Source organism: Clostridium tagluense, assembly GCF_003865095.1.
GTDB classification, from domain to species: Bacteria; Bacillota; Clostridia; order Clostridiales; family Clostridiaceae; genus Clostridium_AD; species Clostridium_AD tagluense.
In genome coordinates this window covers 207,970-223,021 of sequence record NZ_BHYK01000004.1, presented here as the reverse complement: position 1 = coordinate 223,021, position 15,052 = coordinate 207,970, and the positions used below count along the sequence as shown (strand labels likewise).

Annotated in this window: 21 protein-coding genes; 6 read left to right on the top strand and 15 right to left on the bottom strand. The window is 29.4% G+C overall.

Going from position 1 to position 15,052, the window contains the following annotated elements; translation table 11 throughout:
* Positions 1–7: 7 nt before the first annotated feature.
* The 5 genes from Ctaglu_RS05225 to Ctaglu_RS05210 all read left to right on the top strand — a co-directional run bounded on the left by Ctaglu_RS05225 (position 8) and on the right by Ctaglu_RS05210 (position 4,402).
* Positions 8–1,207 carry a M23 family metallopeptidase gene (locus Ctaglu_RS05225; RefSeq protein WP_124998768.1) on the top strand — a complete coding sequence of 400 codons (1,200 nt, stop codon included), beginning with the start codon at positions 8–10 and terminating at the stop codon, positions 1,205–1,207.
* A 61-nt stretch (positions 1,208–1,268) separates the two neighbouring features.
* Positions 1,269–1,394: a hypothetical protein gene (locus tag Ctaglu_RS26150; RefSeq protein WP_258880989.1), complete on the top strand. Its 126-nt coding sequence runs from the start codon at positions 1,269–1,271 to the stop codon at positions 1,392–1,394.
* 180 nt (positions 1,395–1,574) lie between these two features.
* Complete coding sequence (locus Ctaglu_RS05220) at positions 1,575–2,237, top strand: hypothetical protein (RefSeq protein ID WP_124998766.1); 663 nt, start codon at positions 1,575–1,577, stop codon at positions 2,235–2,237.
* Between the two features lie 250 nt (positions 2,238–2,487).
* Positions 2,488–4,041 carry a hybrid sensor histidine kinase/response regulator gene (locus Ctaglu_RS05215; RefSeq protein WP_124998764.1) on the top strand — a complete coding sequence of 518 codons (1,554 nt, stop codon included), beginning with the start codon at positions 2,488–2,490 and terminating at the stop codon, positions 4,039–4,041.
* A gap of 154 nt (positions 4,042–4,195) precedes the next feature.
* Positions 4,196–4,402: a hypothetical protein gene (locus Ctaglu_RS05210; protein WP_124998761.1), complete on the top strand. Its 207-nt coding sequence runs from the start codon at positions 4,196–4,198 to the stop codon at positions 4,400–4,402.
* 103 nt (positions 4,403–4,505) lie between these two features.
* On the opposite strand, the gene Ctaglu_RS05205 is transcribed toward Ctaglu_RS05210, so the two are convergent.
* From Ctaglu_RS05205 to Ctaglu_RS05195, 3 genes are all read right to left on the bottom strand, one after another.
* A complete protein-coding gene (locus Ctaglu_RS05205; RefSeq protein ID WP_124998759.1) occupies positions 4,506–4,673 on the bottom strand; it encodes a uracil-DNA glycosylase in 168 nt (55 codons plus the stop codon).
* 124 nt (positions 4,674–4,797) lie between these two features.
* A complete protein-coding gene (locus Ctaglu_RS05200; RefSeq protein ID WP_124998757.1) occupies positions 4,798–5,442 on the bottom strand; it encodes an undecaprenyl diphosphate synthase family protein in 645 nt (214 codons plus the stop codon).
* 134 nt (positions 5,443–5,576) lie between these two features.
* Entirely contained in the window at positions 5,577–6,512 is a 936-nt protein-coding gene (locus tag Ctaglu_RS05195; RefSeq protein WP_124998755.1) for a radical SAM/SPASM domain-containing protein, read from the bottom strand.
* Positions 6,513–6,736: 224 nt separating this feature from the next.
* Here Ctaglu_RS05195 and Ctaglu_RS05190 point away from each other — a divergent pair, with 224 nt between their 5' ends.
* Complete coding sequence (locus tag Ctaglu_RS05190; protein WP_124998753.1) at positions 6,737–7,051, top strand: demethoxyubiquinone hydroxylase family protein; 315 nt, start codon at positions 6,737–6,739, stop codon at positions 7,049–7,051.
* A gap of 33 nt (positions 7,052–7,084) precedes the next feature.
* Here Ctaglu_RS05190 and Ctaglu_RS05185 read toward each other — a convergent pair whose 3' ends face one another.
* The 12 genes from Ctaglu_RS05185 to Ctaglu_RS05130 form a co-directional block, all read right to left on the bottom strand.
* The gene (locus Ctaglu_RS05185; protein ID WP_124998751.1) at positions 7,085–7,654 is read right to left on the bottom strand and encodes a GNAT family N-acetyltransferase; all 570 of its coding nucleotides are present in this window, start codon (positions 7,652–7,654) and stop codon (positions 7,085–7,087) included.
* A 79-nt stretch (positions 7,655–7,733) separates the two neighbouring features.
* Positions 7,734–8,162, bottom strand: a complete 429-nt coding sequence (locus tag Ctaglu_RS05180) for a GNAT family N-acetyltransferase (RefSeq protein WP_124998749.1) — start codon at positions 8,160–8,162, stop codon at positions 7,734–7,736.
* A gap of 31 nt (positions 8,163–8,193) precedes the next feature.
* Complete coding sequence (locus Ctaglu_RS05175; protein WP_124998747.1) at positions 8,194–9,414, bottom strand: alpha/beta hydrolase-fold protein; 1,221 nt, start codon at positions 9,412–9,414, stop codon at positions 8,194–8,196.
* A 160-nt stretch (positions 9,415–9,574) separates the two neighbouring features.
* Positions 9,575–10,123 (bottom strand): GNAT family N-acetyltransferase, encoded by a 549-nt coding sequence (locus Ctaglu_RS05170; RefSeq protein WP_124998745.1) that lies wholly within the window; start codon positions 10,121–10,123, stop codon positions 9,575–9,577.
* Positions 10,124–10,202: 79 nt separating this feature from the next.
* Positions 10,203–10,679, bottom strand: a complete 477-nt coding sequence (locus tag Ctaglu_RS05165; protein ID WP_124998743.1) for a GNAT family N-acetyltransferase — start codon at positions 10,677–10,679, stop codon at positions 10,203–10,205.
* A 139-nt stretch (positions 10,680–10,818) separates the two neighbouring features.
* Positions 10,819–11,334 carry an NUDIX hydrolase gene (locus tag Ctaglu_RS05160; protein ID WP_124998741.1) on the bottom strand — a complete coding sequence of 172 codons (516 nt, stop codon included), beginning with the start codon at positions 11,332–11,334 and terminating at the stop codon, positions 10,819–10,821.
* A 21-nt stretch (positions 11,335–11,355) separates the two neighbouring features.
* Complete coding sequence (locus Ctaglu_RS25860) at positions 11,356–11,511, bottom strand: hypothetical protein (protein WP_233439695.1); 156 nt, start codon at positions 11,509–11,511, stop codon at positions 11,356–11,358.
* Between the two features lie 27 nt (positions 11,512–11,538).
* Positions 11,539–12,063, bottom strand: coding sequence for a dCTP deaminase (gene dcd / locus Ctaglu_RS05150; protein ID WP_124998739.1), 525 nt, complete (start codon positions 12,061–12,063; stop codon positions 11,539–11,541).
* Positions 12,064–12,128: 65 nt separating this feature from the next.
* On the bottom strand, positions 12,129–12,845 hold the full coding sequence (locus tag Ctaglu_RS05145; protein ID WP_124998737.1) for a metallophosphoesterase family protein: 717 nt from the start codon (positions 12,843–12,845) through the stop codon (positions 12,129–12,131).
* A 422-nt stretch (positions 12,846–13,267) separates the two neighbouring features.
* Positions 13,268–13,411 carry a GNAT family N-acetyltransferase gene (locus Ctaglu_RS26460; protein WP_185732593.1) on the bottom strand — a complete coding sequence of 48 codons (144 nt, stop codon included), beginning with the start codon at positions 13,409–13,411 and terminating at the stop codon, positions 13,268–13,270.
* A gap of 72 nt (positions 13,412–13,483) precedes the next feature.
* Complete coding sequence (locus Ctaglu_RS05135; RefSeq protein ID WP_124998733.1) at positions 13,484–14,050, bottom strand: GNAT family N-acetyltransferase; 567 nt, start codon at positions 14,048–14,050, stop codon at positions 13,484–13,486.
* A gap of 81 nt (positions 14,051–14,131) precedes the next feature.
* A complete protein-coding gene (locus tag Ctaglu_RS05130) occupies positions 14,132–15,025 on the bottom strand; it encodes a TIM barrel protein (RefSeq protein WP_124998731.1) in 894 nt (297 codons plus the stop codon).
* Positions 15,026–15,052 lie beyond the last annotated feature (27 nt).

The following is a 15,052-nucleotide window of genomic DNA, read 5'->3' as shown; positions in this document are numbered from 1 at the left end:
TATAAAATTGAATATTATAAGACGAAACAAAATGAATATAAGTGTTATAGTAATAACACTTATGATTACAGCTACTACTATGTATTTTAATGTTTATAGGTTTAAAGGTTATAAGGTTTCTATAGGGAAAAGTACCATAACCTATGTGAAAAGTAAAAAAGAATTTAATAAAACATATAAACAATTACAAAGTGAAATAGAGTCTAAACATAGAAATGTGATTATAAAAAAAGATTTCACTTTAGATAAGACAAAGGTAGAAGATGTTGATATGTTTATAAGCGGGGATAACCTTAAGAAGGTAATGTTAAAAAAATTAGACATAGTAGCGGACGGATTTCTAATGAAATCAGATAATAGAAAAATAGCATATGTTGCATCCGAAAATCAAGGAAAAGAAATTTTGAATTCTGTAAAAGATTATTACTGTAAAGAAGCAAAGTTAAATAGTATTAAAAAAACAGAAATAGTAAATAAAATTAAATATGAATCTGTTGTGGTTAAAATAAGAAATTTATATGAAAGCTCTGAAATTGTGAGTGAATTAATAAAGTATAACACTACAGCACAAATACCCTTTATAACTGTCAAGGTAGTAGGTAATACAAGCAAAGAGCAACCCATATACCCAACTACAATTATAACGGCCTCTAGTACACTGACCAATGGGGTTACCAAGATTAAGTGTGAAGGTAAAGAGGGAATTAAAAAGGTTACTACTGAGATAATAGCCCTTAATAATAAGACTGTGTCTGAAAAGGTTTTAAAGTCGCAAATTATAACACCTGCAAAAAACAAAGAGATATACGTTGGAAATTATAAACCCGTAATAGTTGGACTTACCAATATGAATAGTCCATCAAGAGGGAGCATAAGTTCAAACTTTGGTATGCGCTGGGGAAGAATGCATAAGGGCGTTGATATAGCAGCGAGTTTTGGTGCGGCAATAAGTGCTGTATTAGATGGTACCGTTGCTTATGCAGCTTGGCAGGATGGTTATGGTAATGTAATAAAAATTAATCATGGAGGAGGAATAGAGACTACCTATGCACACTGTAGTGCTATTAATGTTAAAAAGGGTGAAGTTGTAAAACTGGGCGATAAAATAGGAGAAGTAGGAAGTATCGGTAATAGTACTGGACCTCATCTACATTTTGAGGTAAGAGAAAATGGTGAACCTAAAAATCCTCAAAAATATATAAAGTAAAAATAAATATATGAATAAAAATATGTTAAAAGTAAAAAATACATAATAAAGGAGTGATTTTATGCCATATAAAGAAATGAAGTCGCCAGCAAAAGAAAAAGATAATAAACCTAAAAAGCCAGAGACTATTGAGGATTCTGATATGCAGAAGAAAAAACGTAAGTCAGCGATAAAATTTGAAGAATAAATAAAGTACGCAATGGATTTAAGATATTTTTAATAAAAAGAGCTATCATGCTCTTTTTATTTTTAAAGAAGAACTAATTACTAGTAATATTTTATATGGTAACATAAGTTACTGTGATTTTAGGTTAAATATATTATTATTAATATATAGAATAAATAAACAAATATTGGAGGAATAATAATGAGCGCTTTTTTAGCACCTATTCACACCTGGTTATTTAATAAAATTTTATTGGCAGAGGAATTAGAGAAAAGCTTAAAAGAAGTTTATATAGATAAATACAAAGACGTTGCAAAAGAGGTGGTTGAAAAATCCCTAGTTTACGGTAGCCCCATAGATATCACGAAAAATATAGAAGATATAATTGATAAATCAAATATACATGGTTGGTTACAAGATAAAATTAGCAGTGTTGAAACTAGAACAGCCTATGTAATAACAGAGATGATTAAAAAATGCGGAGAAGATGCACAAGGCATTGCTGAGCTAAGTTTTAAAAAGCAAGGTAAAACTGTTGGAGAAACTTTAAAAGCAAAAGAAATGCCAGAAGGTGCAGAAGAATTGTATAATGCTCTTAATATTTATTTGTTAGAAGGTATGCCTTGCGATAGAGTTACAAGGATTATAAAATCAGAAAAAAATGTATTAGAGTGGGAAACTACAAGTTGCATTCATAAAAAATATTGGGAAATTGTAAATGGAGATGTAAATATATTTTATAACCTTAGACATAAATGGATTAAAGCATTTATTGAAAATTCTAATGGAAAATACACCTATAATTTTATCGAGGGTTTAGAATATAATGATGCAAGCTCAGTAAACCAAATTATAGCTAAGTAAATACTTTAAAAACTGAAGGTAACTTTAAGAGTAAAATAGCGCTAAGAATGTTTAAACATTTTTAGCGCTATTTTATTTTGTTATTTATAAAAAAATGTTCGATTATAAAACAAAAAGATGAAAACAAATACAGATAATGGTATAATATTCTTGTATTTACATGAATAAATGAATTTTATTTACAGTATTATTAAATTTATGAAAATTACTGTGTGCTTTTTAATTATTAATACATAGGAGGCTAAGAAACATGGGTTTAAAAGAAGAAACTATAGATATTGAGTATGAGCAGTTGCCTATTCCAATAATATCATTTAATAAAGATATTAAAGTTAATTATTTAAATAGTGAAGCAAAAGATATACTAAAAAAGATAAACATATCTAACTGTAATTATGAAAGTGAAGTTGCTATACCAATATGGCTTAATATTAAAACCCAAGAGTTTATTAAAAGTGATGAGGAGCAGCAAAATTACATAAAAAAAATTAAAGCCCAAGAAACACTTTATTTCCTACAATTAATTTTTAAAAAGATACTTGATAAAGATAATAATTGTAATGGAATAAAATTAATTATAAATGATATAAGCGAGTATTTAGAATCAAAGGATGAACTTGAGAAAAAATTACAAGAAATGAGAAATTTACTTGAAGAACAATTAATAAAATTAGAAAAATCAAATTCTTTAAGCATTCTTGCAGCAGGAATTGCTCATGATTTTAATAATATATTAACTATAGTTTTAGGAAATATTTATATTATGAAAAGATATTTAAACATAAGTACTAATAAGGTATATAATAAAATTTATAATAAATTTTCACAAATTGAAAAGTTAACATTACAAGCGCAAGATCTTAATCAACAATTAATGAATTTTTCAAAAGATGGGGTTCCTGTTAAAAAAAATATATACATAAAAAGGTTAATTAGGAAGACTGCCAGCATGGTATTCAGCGGCTCTAATAATATGTGCAATTTTTCAATAGCACATGATTTATGGCCTGTGGAAGTGGATGAAGGGCAAATTAGACAAGTTATTAATAATTTATTAATAAATGCTAAGCAAGCTATGCCAAATGGAGGCAACATTGAAGTATGTGCTACTAATGTACATGTAGAAGAAAAGAATAAAAACAATATAAAGCAAGGTAAATATGTAATGATAAAAATAAGGGATAAGGGAAAGGGAATTCCTAAAGAAAATATAGAAAAAATATTTGAACCTTACTTTACCACAAAAAATGATGGCACAGGCCTTGGACTTGCGGCTAGTTATTCAATAATTACTAAGCACAATGGATATATATATGCAGAATCTGAGGAATTAGTTGGGACAACCTTTTACGTTTATTTAATGGCTTCAGAAGAAGAAGTGACTATAGAAAAGGCTAGATATGAAAAAGTAATACAAGGTACAGGTAAAGTGCTAGTAATGGATGATGATAAAAATATTAGAGAAATTAATAGACTTATGCTTATGGAGCTAGGATATGGTGTAGAGGTGGCAAAAAATGGTGAAGAGGCTCTTAAAGCCTATAAAAATTCAATTATACAAAAGAATACATTTGATGCCGTAATACTAGACTTAACCATACGTGGAGGCATGGGTGGAAAAGAAACCATTGTAAAACTTTTAGAGCTTGATACAAATGTGAATGCAATAGTAGTAAGTGGATATAGTAGTGATTCAGTAATGGATAATTGTAAAAATTATGGATTTAAAGACTGTATAAAAAAACCTTATAGCATAGAACAGCTAGCTAATGTTATTTATAGAGTTATACATAAAACAAAATGATTTTAACATTTAAAACGCCTGATATGCGTTTTAATTTTTTTTTGAAAAAATATCTTTTACGCATGATTATAATTCCCAAAAACCATTCTTGAAAATGCTAAGTATATTAGCATTTGTATATGGATAGCATAATATTTAAAAGGAGGTTACAAAATTGAAGGGAAGACACTTAGGCAAGCGTGAATACGGAAAATTTAAAGATGGATTATATGGCTCTGTTAAAATACAAGGTGTAGACAGCAAGTTTGTAAATATACCTACAATAGTTACAGGCCTTAATGAGGATGGAAGTATAAATCAAGAAGAAATTGATCCCTACGCCTATGAGATAGTTGAGCGAAATAAAGGTGTTACAGATTAAATCATCAAAAAATTATAGAGCATATAACTTCAGGTGGAATTTATACTATTTAGTTGTATGCTCTATTATATATTAGTAATTTTCATAAGAAATGAATTTATTTTTATTTCGGTGTAAATTTAACACAAGATATTCCAGATGATTGCTTTACTAGTATGGAAGGTAAATTCATAGATTTGAAACCATAAAATTTACAACCTTTAGGGAATGAAGCATCCCAAGTTACATAGTAATATTTACATTTATAACAGTTTATTTTTTCATTAACCATAAAAAACTCCTTTAATAAAATTGATTTCGATAAAAATCTATTTAATAATAGCATATTTTAGCATATAAAAAAATAGATATAGTTTGTTTTAAAACTTATATCTATTACAAAACAATAAAATAATTTAACCACCAAGGGTTACATCTTGCTTATTGTACCAATTTAAAGCTGTTGATAAATGTTCGGGTTTGAAATCAGGCCAAAAGTCATCTATAACATAAAAGTCGGAGTATATGGATTGTAGCGGCAAAAATCCACTAAGGCGCCTTCTTCCACCCCAACGAATAATTAAATCTACTCTAGAAATATCATTAGTTTTTATGCAATTAAATATATTACTTCGTTTGCTACTTTTATTTTTATGAAGATTACTTAAATCCCATTCCCAGCCGTAGTTTACAAGAAAATTTAGCTTTATACCGCCCTTTCCAAAAGTTTTCCGCGTAGTATAAGGAAGTAGTTCTTTAGGAAACATAGGTGAGTCACTGTTTCCTACTACTAATAAATCAGCATCTTGTGTACTTAAAAGCTTAACTGCATCCACACAAGCTTTAACAAAAGCTTCTCTTTGCAATGGTGGCCGCTTTGTATTATCAGTAGTAAACCCATAATAAGTTATTTCTTTTACACCCAAATCTTTGCAAAGTTTATACAGCGATAAACCAGGATCTAGTCCAAAGGTATATCCTTTATCTTTTGATAGCCCATTATCTACAGACCATCTTCTATTTCCATCGGGAATTACTCCGATATGATCTGGTATTCTCATCTTCATCACCCTTTATTTGTGAATTTTTATAATGTATAAATCATAGTATATCCATTATTACTATATTAATCCACAATATTATAAAAATTCATCACAATTCAGAGGGGAATAACTAAAGTTGAGGGAAGTTATTGTTACAGTGTTTGACACCCATTTATAGAAGTAGGTGATTTTTCTTCTGAAATGTCGTTAAATTTTTTTCTGTATCCACATTTTCTACATAATTCTTCAACCGCTTCTCTTCTAGAAAAACCATTAAAAATATCTTTTGCCCTTTGACTTTCAACTATTTGAGAAAAAGGAGTTTTATGAATATTACCTAGGTTAATTACACCTTCTCCATCAAGGCAGCAAGGTACTACTGTGCCATCTACTAATATGGCTACTTGATTGCGAAGGCCATAACAAAAGCCGGGGCTATTATCTTCCTCTACCAATAAATCTGGCCACTTAAATTCATGATCTTGATTTAAATACACTTTATCACAAATTTTAATACCCCGACCTGGATGTATTTCTTCTTCGATTTTATAAGGTAAATTGAAGGCATTTTCGATTACAGCAAGTAAGTCACGATTTTTCTTAGCCTCAAGATTAGTGGTATTATCCACATCAAGGTTCCATAACCTTAGAGAAAATAAAGTATCAGTTGTAGCTATAGATTGTTTCACATAGGAAATAATGTTATTAACATATTCATCCTTACAGGTTGCACCTTCATTGCCGTCAAAGCTATGCAAAGAAAAATTAATTTGTCTTAGTGAGGGCTTTAAGATTATATTGTCTCCAACTTTGTTTATTAGAGTTCCATTGGTGGTTATGTTAACTTTAAAACCTTTTTTATAACTTAAATCCAAAAATTCATCTAATTTTGGATGTAAAAGTGGTTCGCCTTTAACGTGAAAATAAATATAATCAGTATGAGGTTTTATTTGATCTAATATTTTGCTAAAGGTTTCTAGGGTCATAAATTCAGGAGACCGTTGTGTTTGTGGGCAAAAACTGCAACAAAGATTACATACATTTGTAATTTCTATATAAAATTTTTTGAACTTTTTTATTTCTTCCATTGTTTTTTCCTCCAATAGGGTAAGTATATAAATGATAATAATATCTACATATATTGTAGCATATAAAAATATCAAACCATGATGTATTATAAAAAATTAACATACCCTTTTATATTAATAAGGATCTAAATTTATAAATGAATAATAAATTAGTATAAAGCTTAAAATATATTTAACCACATTAACGAAGATGAGGATTTAACATTGAAATGGAGGAAGAAATTATGGCAATATTAGGAAATCCGTTTGTTGCAAATGTACCAAGGAAAATGTCAAATGAAGAGCTAGCGCAAGCAATTCGCGTGGACATTGCCGGTGAACTTGAAGCTATAATAGGTTATGAAGCTCATGTAATGTCTACAGATGATGAAAATGTTAAAAAGGTTTTGAATCATATTGCAGATGAAGAAAGAAGGCACGTTGGAGAACTGGAAGAAGTTTTATACATGTTATCTGCAAAGGACTCTCAATTTATGGAGGAAGGTAAACAGAAAATCAAAGACCAAAAGGCTCAAAATTTTCAACAACCAATACAGTAGTTTTTAAAATTAAAATATACCTTTGTAATAGGGCTATTTTTTGCCATCCTTTAGGGTGGCATTTTCCAACCTAAAACCTTTTTTATATTCTTCCTCAAGAATGCTCATATTAATTAAGGACCAATATTCATCATTTATTTTTCTGAAATCTCTTGAGGTTCCTTCAATTTTGAAGCCAGCTTTTTCATAGCAAGCTATAGCTGATTTATTAAAATCAAAAACACCTAAATACACCCTATGTAATTTTAAAGTTTCAAATGCTATGTCTAGGATGCCATTAATCATTTGAATACCTATGCCTTTATTTCTAAGCTTTTGATTCCCTACTAGAACTCTTCCTATACATGCAGAGCTATTTACTAAATCTATACCAAGTAGTTGGATATGGCCTATAATTTCATTTGTATCAGCTATTTTAGCAGCAAACATTAAAGTTTTTGGATTCTCACTTGACATCATATTTATATCTTCTTGTAGTTGGTCTTCGCTTAGTGGAAAGCTGTAAGCTGGCCCTGCCCATTGAAGTAAAAATTCTTTATCGGGAATCCATGATGCTAAGATTTTCACATCACAGGTTTTAAATTTTTCAAGTTTTATTAACATAATTTACCCCTCCATCAAATGTAATTTTAATGCATTGCCATGTTTATTTAAGACGTATCTAAAAGAAACCCTGGACATATTAGATATTATTATTAATAGCATTACTATAATAATTCAAGTCTGTTCGTTCTTCCCACCCTTGAGATTTCCAAAATGAATTTCCAATTTCATTTGTCTTGAAAACAACTAATCCTGATTTTGTAATTCCTTCTTGTTCTAAGGCGTAATATACTGCTTTAAGCAAAGCTTTTCCTATACCTTGACATCGATAATTTATTTTAACCGCGGCATGATAAATATACCCTCTACGTCCATCGTGACCACAAAGTATTACTCCAACTATTTTACCATTAATGATAGCAACAAAATTTGATGTTGGATTTCTTAATAAAAATTTAGATATTCCCTTTTTTGAGTCATCTAAACTTCTTATTCCCATTCCAGTTGTATTAGACCATAATTGATATACATTTTCGTAATTATCTATTGCCATTGTCTTAATTTCCATAAAGCCCCTCCTTGTCAAATATAAATAATACTTAATTTATTCCAATCAGTGAAATCAAACCATTAGCCAAAGTTTCTCCCCAACATAAATAATCATGTCCACTATTAAAATATTCAAAATCAACAGTATATCCCTTTGATATTAGTACATCTTTTAATTTAATATTTGTTCCAATCATGCCTTGTTCATGCTCAAGAACACCTACATTTAAGTAAAATTTAAGAGGTAATTTATCTATTGCTTCAAATTTAGTGCTTAGCCAACAATCAAATGGAGAACCTTCATAGATTTCTGGTCTATACCAATAAGAACCAGACTGTGAAAGTACATTTCCAAAAACTCCAGAATACTTTAACCCTAAATGACATGCTGTTAATCCACCCATACTAAGTCCGCCAATTATAGCTTCATCTGCTTTATTTGAAATATTATAATTATCGCTAACCCAGGGGATTAAATCTTTAATAATGATATCTTCAAAGATATCATTACAACTTAATTCTTCCTCCCTTGTTTCATCAGGTGAATCAATAAATATTGTAACTATAGGAGGCATTTTTTCATTGGCTATTAGGTTATCTAGTACTGTTACTGCAGAAAGAACATTAATGTATTCATCACCATCAGTTAAAACTAAAAATTTGTAAGGTTTATTACCTTGGCTATAACCATAAGGTGTGTAAACTCTAATTCTACGATGTTTTTCTAAACTTTCACTATGAAGTTGATGTTCATATATTCTTCCTTTAGCAGTGGCTTTTCTTTCTTTAACCCAAAACTGCTCATTAGCATTGGGCATTACTGCGTAGGATTCTATTTCGTCCTCTTTGCCATCTCCACCTTTAAAAGTTAATGTGTTTTTATTTAATTTATCGTATATTAGGTTGTCCCATCTTTTTGTCCAATCATCATCAAAGGAATCATTAACACAAAAACTATACTTAAAGCGCACATCATTTTTTATTTTATAAGTTATGTACCATAAATTTGTTTGTGAAAGTTTTTCCAGCCTGTTTTCTAGTAAATTATCCCTTCCTATAGGAGGTATTAACACTACATTTTCAATTTCTTCATGGGGTTTATAAATAAAAGTAACTAAAACATTTTCAGAATCTCCATCTATTGTTTCTATTAGAGGAGCTCCATTAATTTCCATGTTATTCCAAAACTCGTGTAAAGATTCATTGTTACCTTGCTCAATTTTTTCTTTTAAGTTCATGATTATTGTACTATTTAATAATGATTTTTCCATATCAAGTCATTCCTTTCATTTGTGAAATTTTTAATAAAAAAAATTAGTGATTGTACCTTACCATTTTATCTATTATCATTCTGTATTTTCAAATATGCGTTTAATAGTTTACTTGAACATAAATTATTTATCGAATAGAGTAACTATACATTTCATTTAATTAATGTATGGATTTAGTTAATTCATGGGCTAATACTGCATACTCATATGTGTCATTCCAAATAGGTTCTCTCTTTTCGTCACACTTGAAAAATATATTTTTTCGTAAGTGTCCTTCTCTTCGCATATTTAACCGTTCTAACAACTTCCATGATGCTACGTTTTCCGGATTACACATAGCAACTATTCTGCGTGCATTTAATTGTTCAAATCCATAATCTAAAATTTCTCTACAAGCTTCTGTAGCATAACCTTGTCCATAATATATAGGGTTAAAAACATAACCGATTTCCCATGTAAGAAATTCTTCAGGCTCTTGCTCCTGAAAATATATATTGCCTATTAATTTATTATTCTCTTTTAAGCAAACAGCCCAAAAAGCATCTTGCTGTGAACGATATATCGCCTCTTTTTTACATGCATCTTTGCTATAAACTTCATAGGGTTCATATTTAACCACTGTTTCTTGAGAAAGGTATTCATATAAATCTTTCCAGTCATCACAAGAAAACTTTCTAAGTATTAATCTTTCTGTTTCTAAAATTTTCATTATATTACTCCTTATTCACTAAATTTAAATTAAACCTCCTACTTTAGGGTAGGTACCAGTTATCCCCGTGTATATCATGTCAATATATTACATTGAATTTCATTTTAATAAATTCAAATTCTCCTCCATTTGTTTTTTGTATATATTTTTCTATAGGCTGAAATCCAATATTCTCATATAATTTTATTGCCCTTTTGTTAAAGGCTGCCACGGCCAGCATGATATATTTATTTCTATAATTTGTTTTTTGAACTGCAAAATTCATACCTGAAATCACAAATTCATATCCAAGTCCTATTCCGGATAGCTCAGGCTTAAGGCCAAATCCCAGATACATAATCTCACTTTCAAAGTAGAATGAATAAAATCCAATTAATTCATTTTCTTCATTTAATACTGCAAAATAATGACCGTCCCAATTCTCTTCATTAAGAAAATCATTTAAATCATCTTCATCAGCTGTCATATCATAGAATGAATAAATTCCACTATACTTCCAGTTATATGAAATTTCATGTGAATATTCTTTATTCATAGGAACAAATGTGTAAGGCACTGCTCCGCCCCCCCCTCAATATATCAAGCATCACTATTAATCTTCTTTTTACATCTAGCCTTTGAATTTTCTCTTCCTCATACTTAAGTTTATTATATAGCCTATAAAACATAACAAATGGGCATTAACAAAAAAAGGTTTATACTCCCCTAATGGATTTTTGATTATTAATAAAATTAATTACGCAAGATAAATTCTCATATTTAAAAAACTCCTTATGTTTAACCATATCTTCTAATTCAATCAGTGACACCCATTTTATGTCGCTAACTTCTTCTTGCTGCAATACAGCTGATGATATACTAAATTCCTGTACAACTATGTAGTTATCCATGATTAAATTTTCAGATGTAACTCTGGTTAAGGGCTTTATATTTTTAGTTTGAATTATAATTCCAATCTCTTCATAGGCCTCTCTTATACAAGCATTTAGACTAGTTTCACCTGAACTTACACATCCACCATGGGTTGCCCAAATATTTGGAGAAGTACTTTTTAGCTTAGACCTTTTCTGAATCAATATCTCTAAATTATTATTAATAATCCAAATATTGGCGGCTAGATAGTATTGTCCGTTTTTCAAAGGTTTGCCTCTCTCAAAAATATCTCCAGTTTTAATACCATTAATATCATAAATGTCACACAATTCAGCCATTATATACGCCTACCTTCTACATCAATATTTCAATTTCTTGATTACACAATATTTTACCGATTTTTGCTCAATATTATGTGTTATCACGGCACACTTTATTCCTAATTCTTTTGCACCTTTTAATTCATCAGAACCACCATCTCCAATAAAAATGCATTTTTCTGGATTAACATTCATTTTCTTTAATGGCCTACCAGTTATACTTTACCTTTCTTGAAAATCCTTAAATAATAAGCTTGGCTGAATATCCGTATTATTCTGATATTTTCCACTTGAATACTTATCATATTCTCCTTCGATATTATGGTAATATATTTGGCATATCTCTACATTCGGATATATTCTTATAGGTTGAACACAAAATATTTCTAATGTCCAATAGCCACTAAATCCTACATCTCCAAATCCAGCTGTAATATGAATGAATAATCCAAGCCTTCCAATTGAGGACCGACCTTCTAACATAGGTACATACTTATCTGTCTTTGTGTATTCAACAGTTCTACCTAGGTACAACTTTCCAGTTTCAAGAAGCAATCCCTCTGGTGGTATAATCAATTTTTTTGTTTTGTTATCTTTCTTCATATCCAAAACAGTGTCTTCATAAACAAGTAGCGCGTTGTGTAGCCTCAAATTATAACTATTAGGGTTAAGTTGTTTATCTACAAATGGTTCAATAATAATCTCATTTCCTAACTTTTTTTTAATTTCTTTACCTGACAATATCATATAAATATCCCCTATCACTATTATTATTTCGTATCATACTAAGTATTCACTAACATTTTGTGGATTTACACATTAAAAAAATATTTTGATATAGACTCTTTCTCAGGAACTTCTCTTTTATATAATTCTCTAAGAACGTCTTCTTTATCATATTTCATACTATGTACCTTAATATCATAACTTTTATCTTTAAATTTTACTATAGTACAATGAGTAATATCATCCTTAGTACATCCACTGGAACCAATATTTATATAATGTTTTTCACCTATTATATTACTTGCATTATGTTCATGGCCAAAGAATATTAAGTCGGAAGCTATCTCTTTAAATAAAGTATTCATACTCTCTTTTGTTACATTTTTTTCTATAGGCTTAAATGTTTTAGTATCTTCTCTATTATTTAAAGCATAATGCATAAATGCAACATTAGTACCTTTTATATTTTCTTCTATTAAATATGGAAACTTACTGAGCCTTTCTCTTATTTCATTATTTAATGACTTAGCAATCCAAATTTGATGTTGCTTTTCACCTTCGCTCATAGATTCAGATGTTATACTTGAAACTCCTTTTACAAAATATTCTTCATGATTGCCCATAATAAAATTTATATTAGGCAAAGTTAATAATAAATCTATACATTCTTTAGAAGATGGACCAATTGCTATAGTATCTCCTAAACAGTAAATAGAATCACACTCTTCTCTTTCAAACTTATCCAAAATAACTTTTAATGCTGGTAAGTTTCCGTGTATATCAGCTATTAACCCTATTTTCATCGTTTCACACCTCAATCAATAATTATGGCTAACGTCTTTCATCACCATTACCTATACTAGATATTACCACATAAACTTTATTCTTATTTAGCATTTGAGATTTTCTCAATTTAAATGCTTCTTGCGCGGCCCAATATTAGTAGTATGAGTTTTGCTCGCGACGACATATTAGAATATTTCGTACTATTTCTTATATCCTTTGAGATACTCGATTAATTTTGTAGTTTTATCCACGAAGCCAATTTTTGAACCTATATACCAGGATATTATGAATATTATTGAACCAACAATAAGCCCCCAAATAACAAGAATAAAAATACCTAACATCCCCTTTCAGTTTAAATTAATTCGTGAAATCTAACGGTTGTGACACAAATTAGGAAGAAAGTGAATTAATACAACTACATAGTCTATCTCTTTTTTTATAACATGAATTTCATTGGTGTATATAAAATTCTATGAAAATCTTGTTGCCCATCCAAATCTTTAAATCCTATCGCATGATAAAAAGGTACAGCATAGGGCGAAGCATTTAATGCTATTTTTTCAACTTGTTTTTCCTTCAATTCTGAAAAGATTTAATTAAACAGCATTGTTGAAACACCATTTCTATGATATTTTTGCTGATGGAAGTTATATTATTTATTCAATACTTTATTAATTATAGAGTTTTGAAATTCGTCGCTAAGTATATCCATAAAAACTTCATCATACTCATTATTTCCGTATATAATTGATTTCCTTCGTCTACCAATTTCCTTAAAACCACACTTTTTACATGCTTTTATTGCTGGTTCATTGAAAGAATAAGTTTCAATCATTATATTCTTTAGATTAAGAGCATTAAAGCCAAAGTCTAGTAATAAGTTCGTAGCTTCCGATCCTATACCTTTGCTTCTGTCATTTCCATCACCAATAAACATCCCCATAACGGCATTCCTATTTATAAAATTTACTCTCATTAGTCTTGCGATTCCAATAACTTCATCATCATCTTCCCTTATAATATAAAAGGCATAACCGTGATTATTATTCATGGTTTCAAGATAGACTCTTTGTGACTGATATGTAATCATATCTGATATATCACCTGTTCTAATGGCTACTTCAATATCATTACTCCACTTAGCAACTTTTTCTGTTTCACTAGCATCTACTGGCGATAAATAACATTTATGTCCAATTAGCTTTCTTAGATAATTCATTAAAAACACTCCTCTTAAATGTAAAAATAGAAATTACATATAACATTGGCACCTGTAATTTTTTATCATAAAACATACAGACTACCTATTCACAAGCTCCCCAACCCACTGATAACATTCTTCCAGCTCTGCATCACTTATTAAATGAGACTTATGCTCAAATAAAACCTTATAATTATCATTAACCTCATTCAAAATTTTAAAGTATGATTCCATATCTCCCCATCCATCGGCTACATTCAGAGATTTAAGTGCAGGATAATGAGAATTTGTAATATTTATATCAACTTTCGCATTCCATAAATGTACTAGATGAGTATACCTTCCAAACTTTCTAACTATATCTTGTCCTATAAAATTATCATCAATGCAATCTTGCAAATGTATTCTACCAAAATCAAGACATAATTTGATATTTGAGTATTCATCTAATAAATCCTCAAGTAAATTTGTTTCATATATATATTTATTCAATCCATCCAATTCTAAAACGGGGGTGAAATTATATTTTTTGCCTTGCTGGGATAGTATCTTAAAAAAATTTCTACTTCTCTCTTCGAAGTAATTGTAAGATATATCTGATTCATAATAATATTCAGTATTATCACAAAATCTCCAAGAGGACCAATCAACATTACCATCTAAAATAACTGGCTTTGGATAATGAAGCAAAATATAATCTGGATTTAATTGTTCTGATCTTTCAAATTCGCTAGCCATGTAGTTTATTGATTCTTCGTAAGTACGATTATCTTTAGAAAGATATTGAGGGTCTCTTGCTCTCCATTGATTTTTTAACAGTGGGAAATGAATTCCTATCTTTAAATTTCTATCTCTAATATTATCTTTCAATATTTGCAATTCATCGAGTGACTCCATTTGATTAACTTCAATTCCAAAAAAGTAATCTCTAAAATCTCTATTCTGTCTATTGATATCAAATCTATCGAATTGTCCAATCATAAACCTTTTCATAGTAGCCTCCTTGTATAAGATAGCTGG

Bases quoted from the DNA above. Each gene is read 5' to 3' on its own strand.
- Ctaglu_RS26150 (WP_258880989.1), top strand. From the start codon at position 1,269: ATGCCATATAAAGAAATGAAGTCGCCAGCAAAAGAAAAAGATAATAAA.
- Ctaglu_RS05220 (WP_124998766.1), top strand. From the start codon at position 1,575: ATGAGCGCTTTTTTAGCACCTATTCACACCTGGTTATTTAATAAAATT.
- Ctaglu_RS05215 (WP_124998764.1), top strand. From the start codon at position 2,488: ATGGGTTTAAAAGAAGAAACTATAGATATTGAGTATGAGCAGTTGCCT.
- Ctaglu_RS05205 (WP_124998759.1), bottom strand. From the start codon at position 4,673: ATGGTTAATGAAAAAATAAACTGTTATAAATGTAAATATTACTATGTA.
- Ctaglu_RS05200 (WP_124998757.1), bottom strand. From the start codon at position 5,442: ATGAGAATACCAGATCATATCGGAGTAATTCCCGATGGAAATAGAAGA.
- Ctaglu_RS05195 (WP_124998755.1), bottom strand. From the start codon at position 6,512: ATGGAAGAAATAAAAAAGTTCAAAAAATTTTATATAGAAATTACAAAT.
- Ctaglu_RS05190 (WP_124998753.1), top strand. From the start codon at position 6,737: ATGGCAATATTAGGAAATCCGTTTGTTGCAAATGTACCAAGGAAAATG.
- Ctaglu_RS05185 (WP_124998751.1), bottom strand. From the start codon at position 7,654: ATGTTAATAAAACTTGAAAAATTTAAAACCTGTGATGTGAAAATCTTA.
- Ctaglu_RS05180 (WP_124998749.1), bottom strand. From the start codon at position 8,162: ATGGAAATTAAGACAATGGCAATAGATAATTACGAAAATGTATATCAA.
- Ctaglu_RS05175 (WP_124998747.1), bottom strand. From the start codon at position 9,414: ATGGAAAAATCATTATTAAATAGTACAATAATCATGAACTTAAAAGAA.
- Ctaglu_RS05170 (WP_124998745.1), bottom strand. From the start codon at position 10,123: ATGAAAATTTTAGAAACAGAAAGATTAATACTTAGAAAGTTTTCTTGT.
- Ctaglu_RS05160 (WP_124998741.1), bottom strand. From the start codon at position 11,334: ATGGCTGAATTGTGTGACATTTATGATATTAATGGTATTAAAACTGGA.
- Ctaglu_RS25860 (WP_233439695.1), bottom strand. From the start codon at position 11,511: ATGAATGTTAATCCAGAAAAATGCATTTTTATTGGAGATGGTGGTTCT.
- dcd (WP_124998739.1), bottom strand. From the start codon at position 12,063: ATGATATTGTCAGGTAAAGAAATTAAAAAAAAGTTAGGAAATGAGATT.
- Ctaglu_RS05145 (WP_124998737.1), bottom strand. From the start codon at position 12,845: ATGAAAATAGGGTTAATAGCTGATATACACGGAAACTTACCAGCATTA.
- Ctaglu_RS05135 (WP_124998733.1), bottom strand. From the start codon at position 14,050: ATGAATTATCTAAGAAAGCTAATTGGACATAAATGTTATTTATCGCCA.
- Ctaglu_RS05130 (WP_124998731.1), bottom strand. From the start codon at position 15,025: ATGAAAAGGTTTATGATTGGACAATTCGATAGATTTGATATCAATAGA.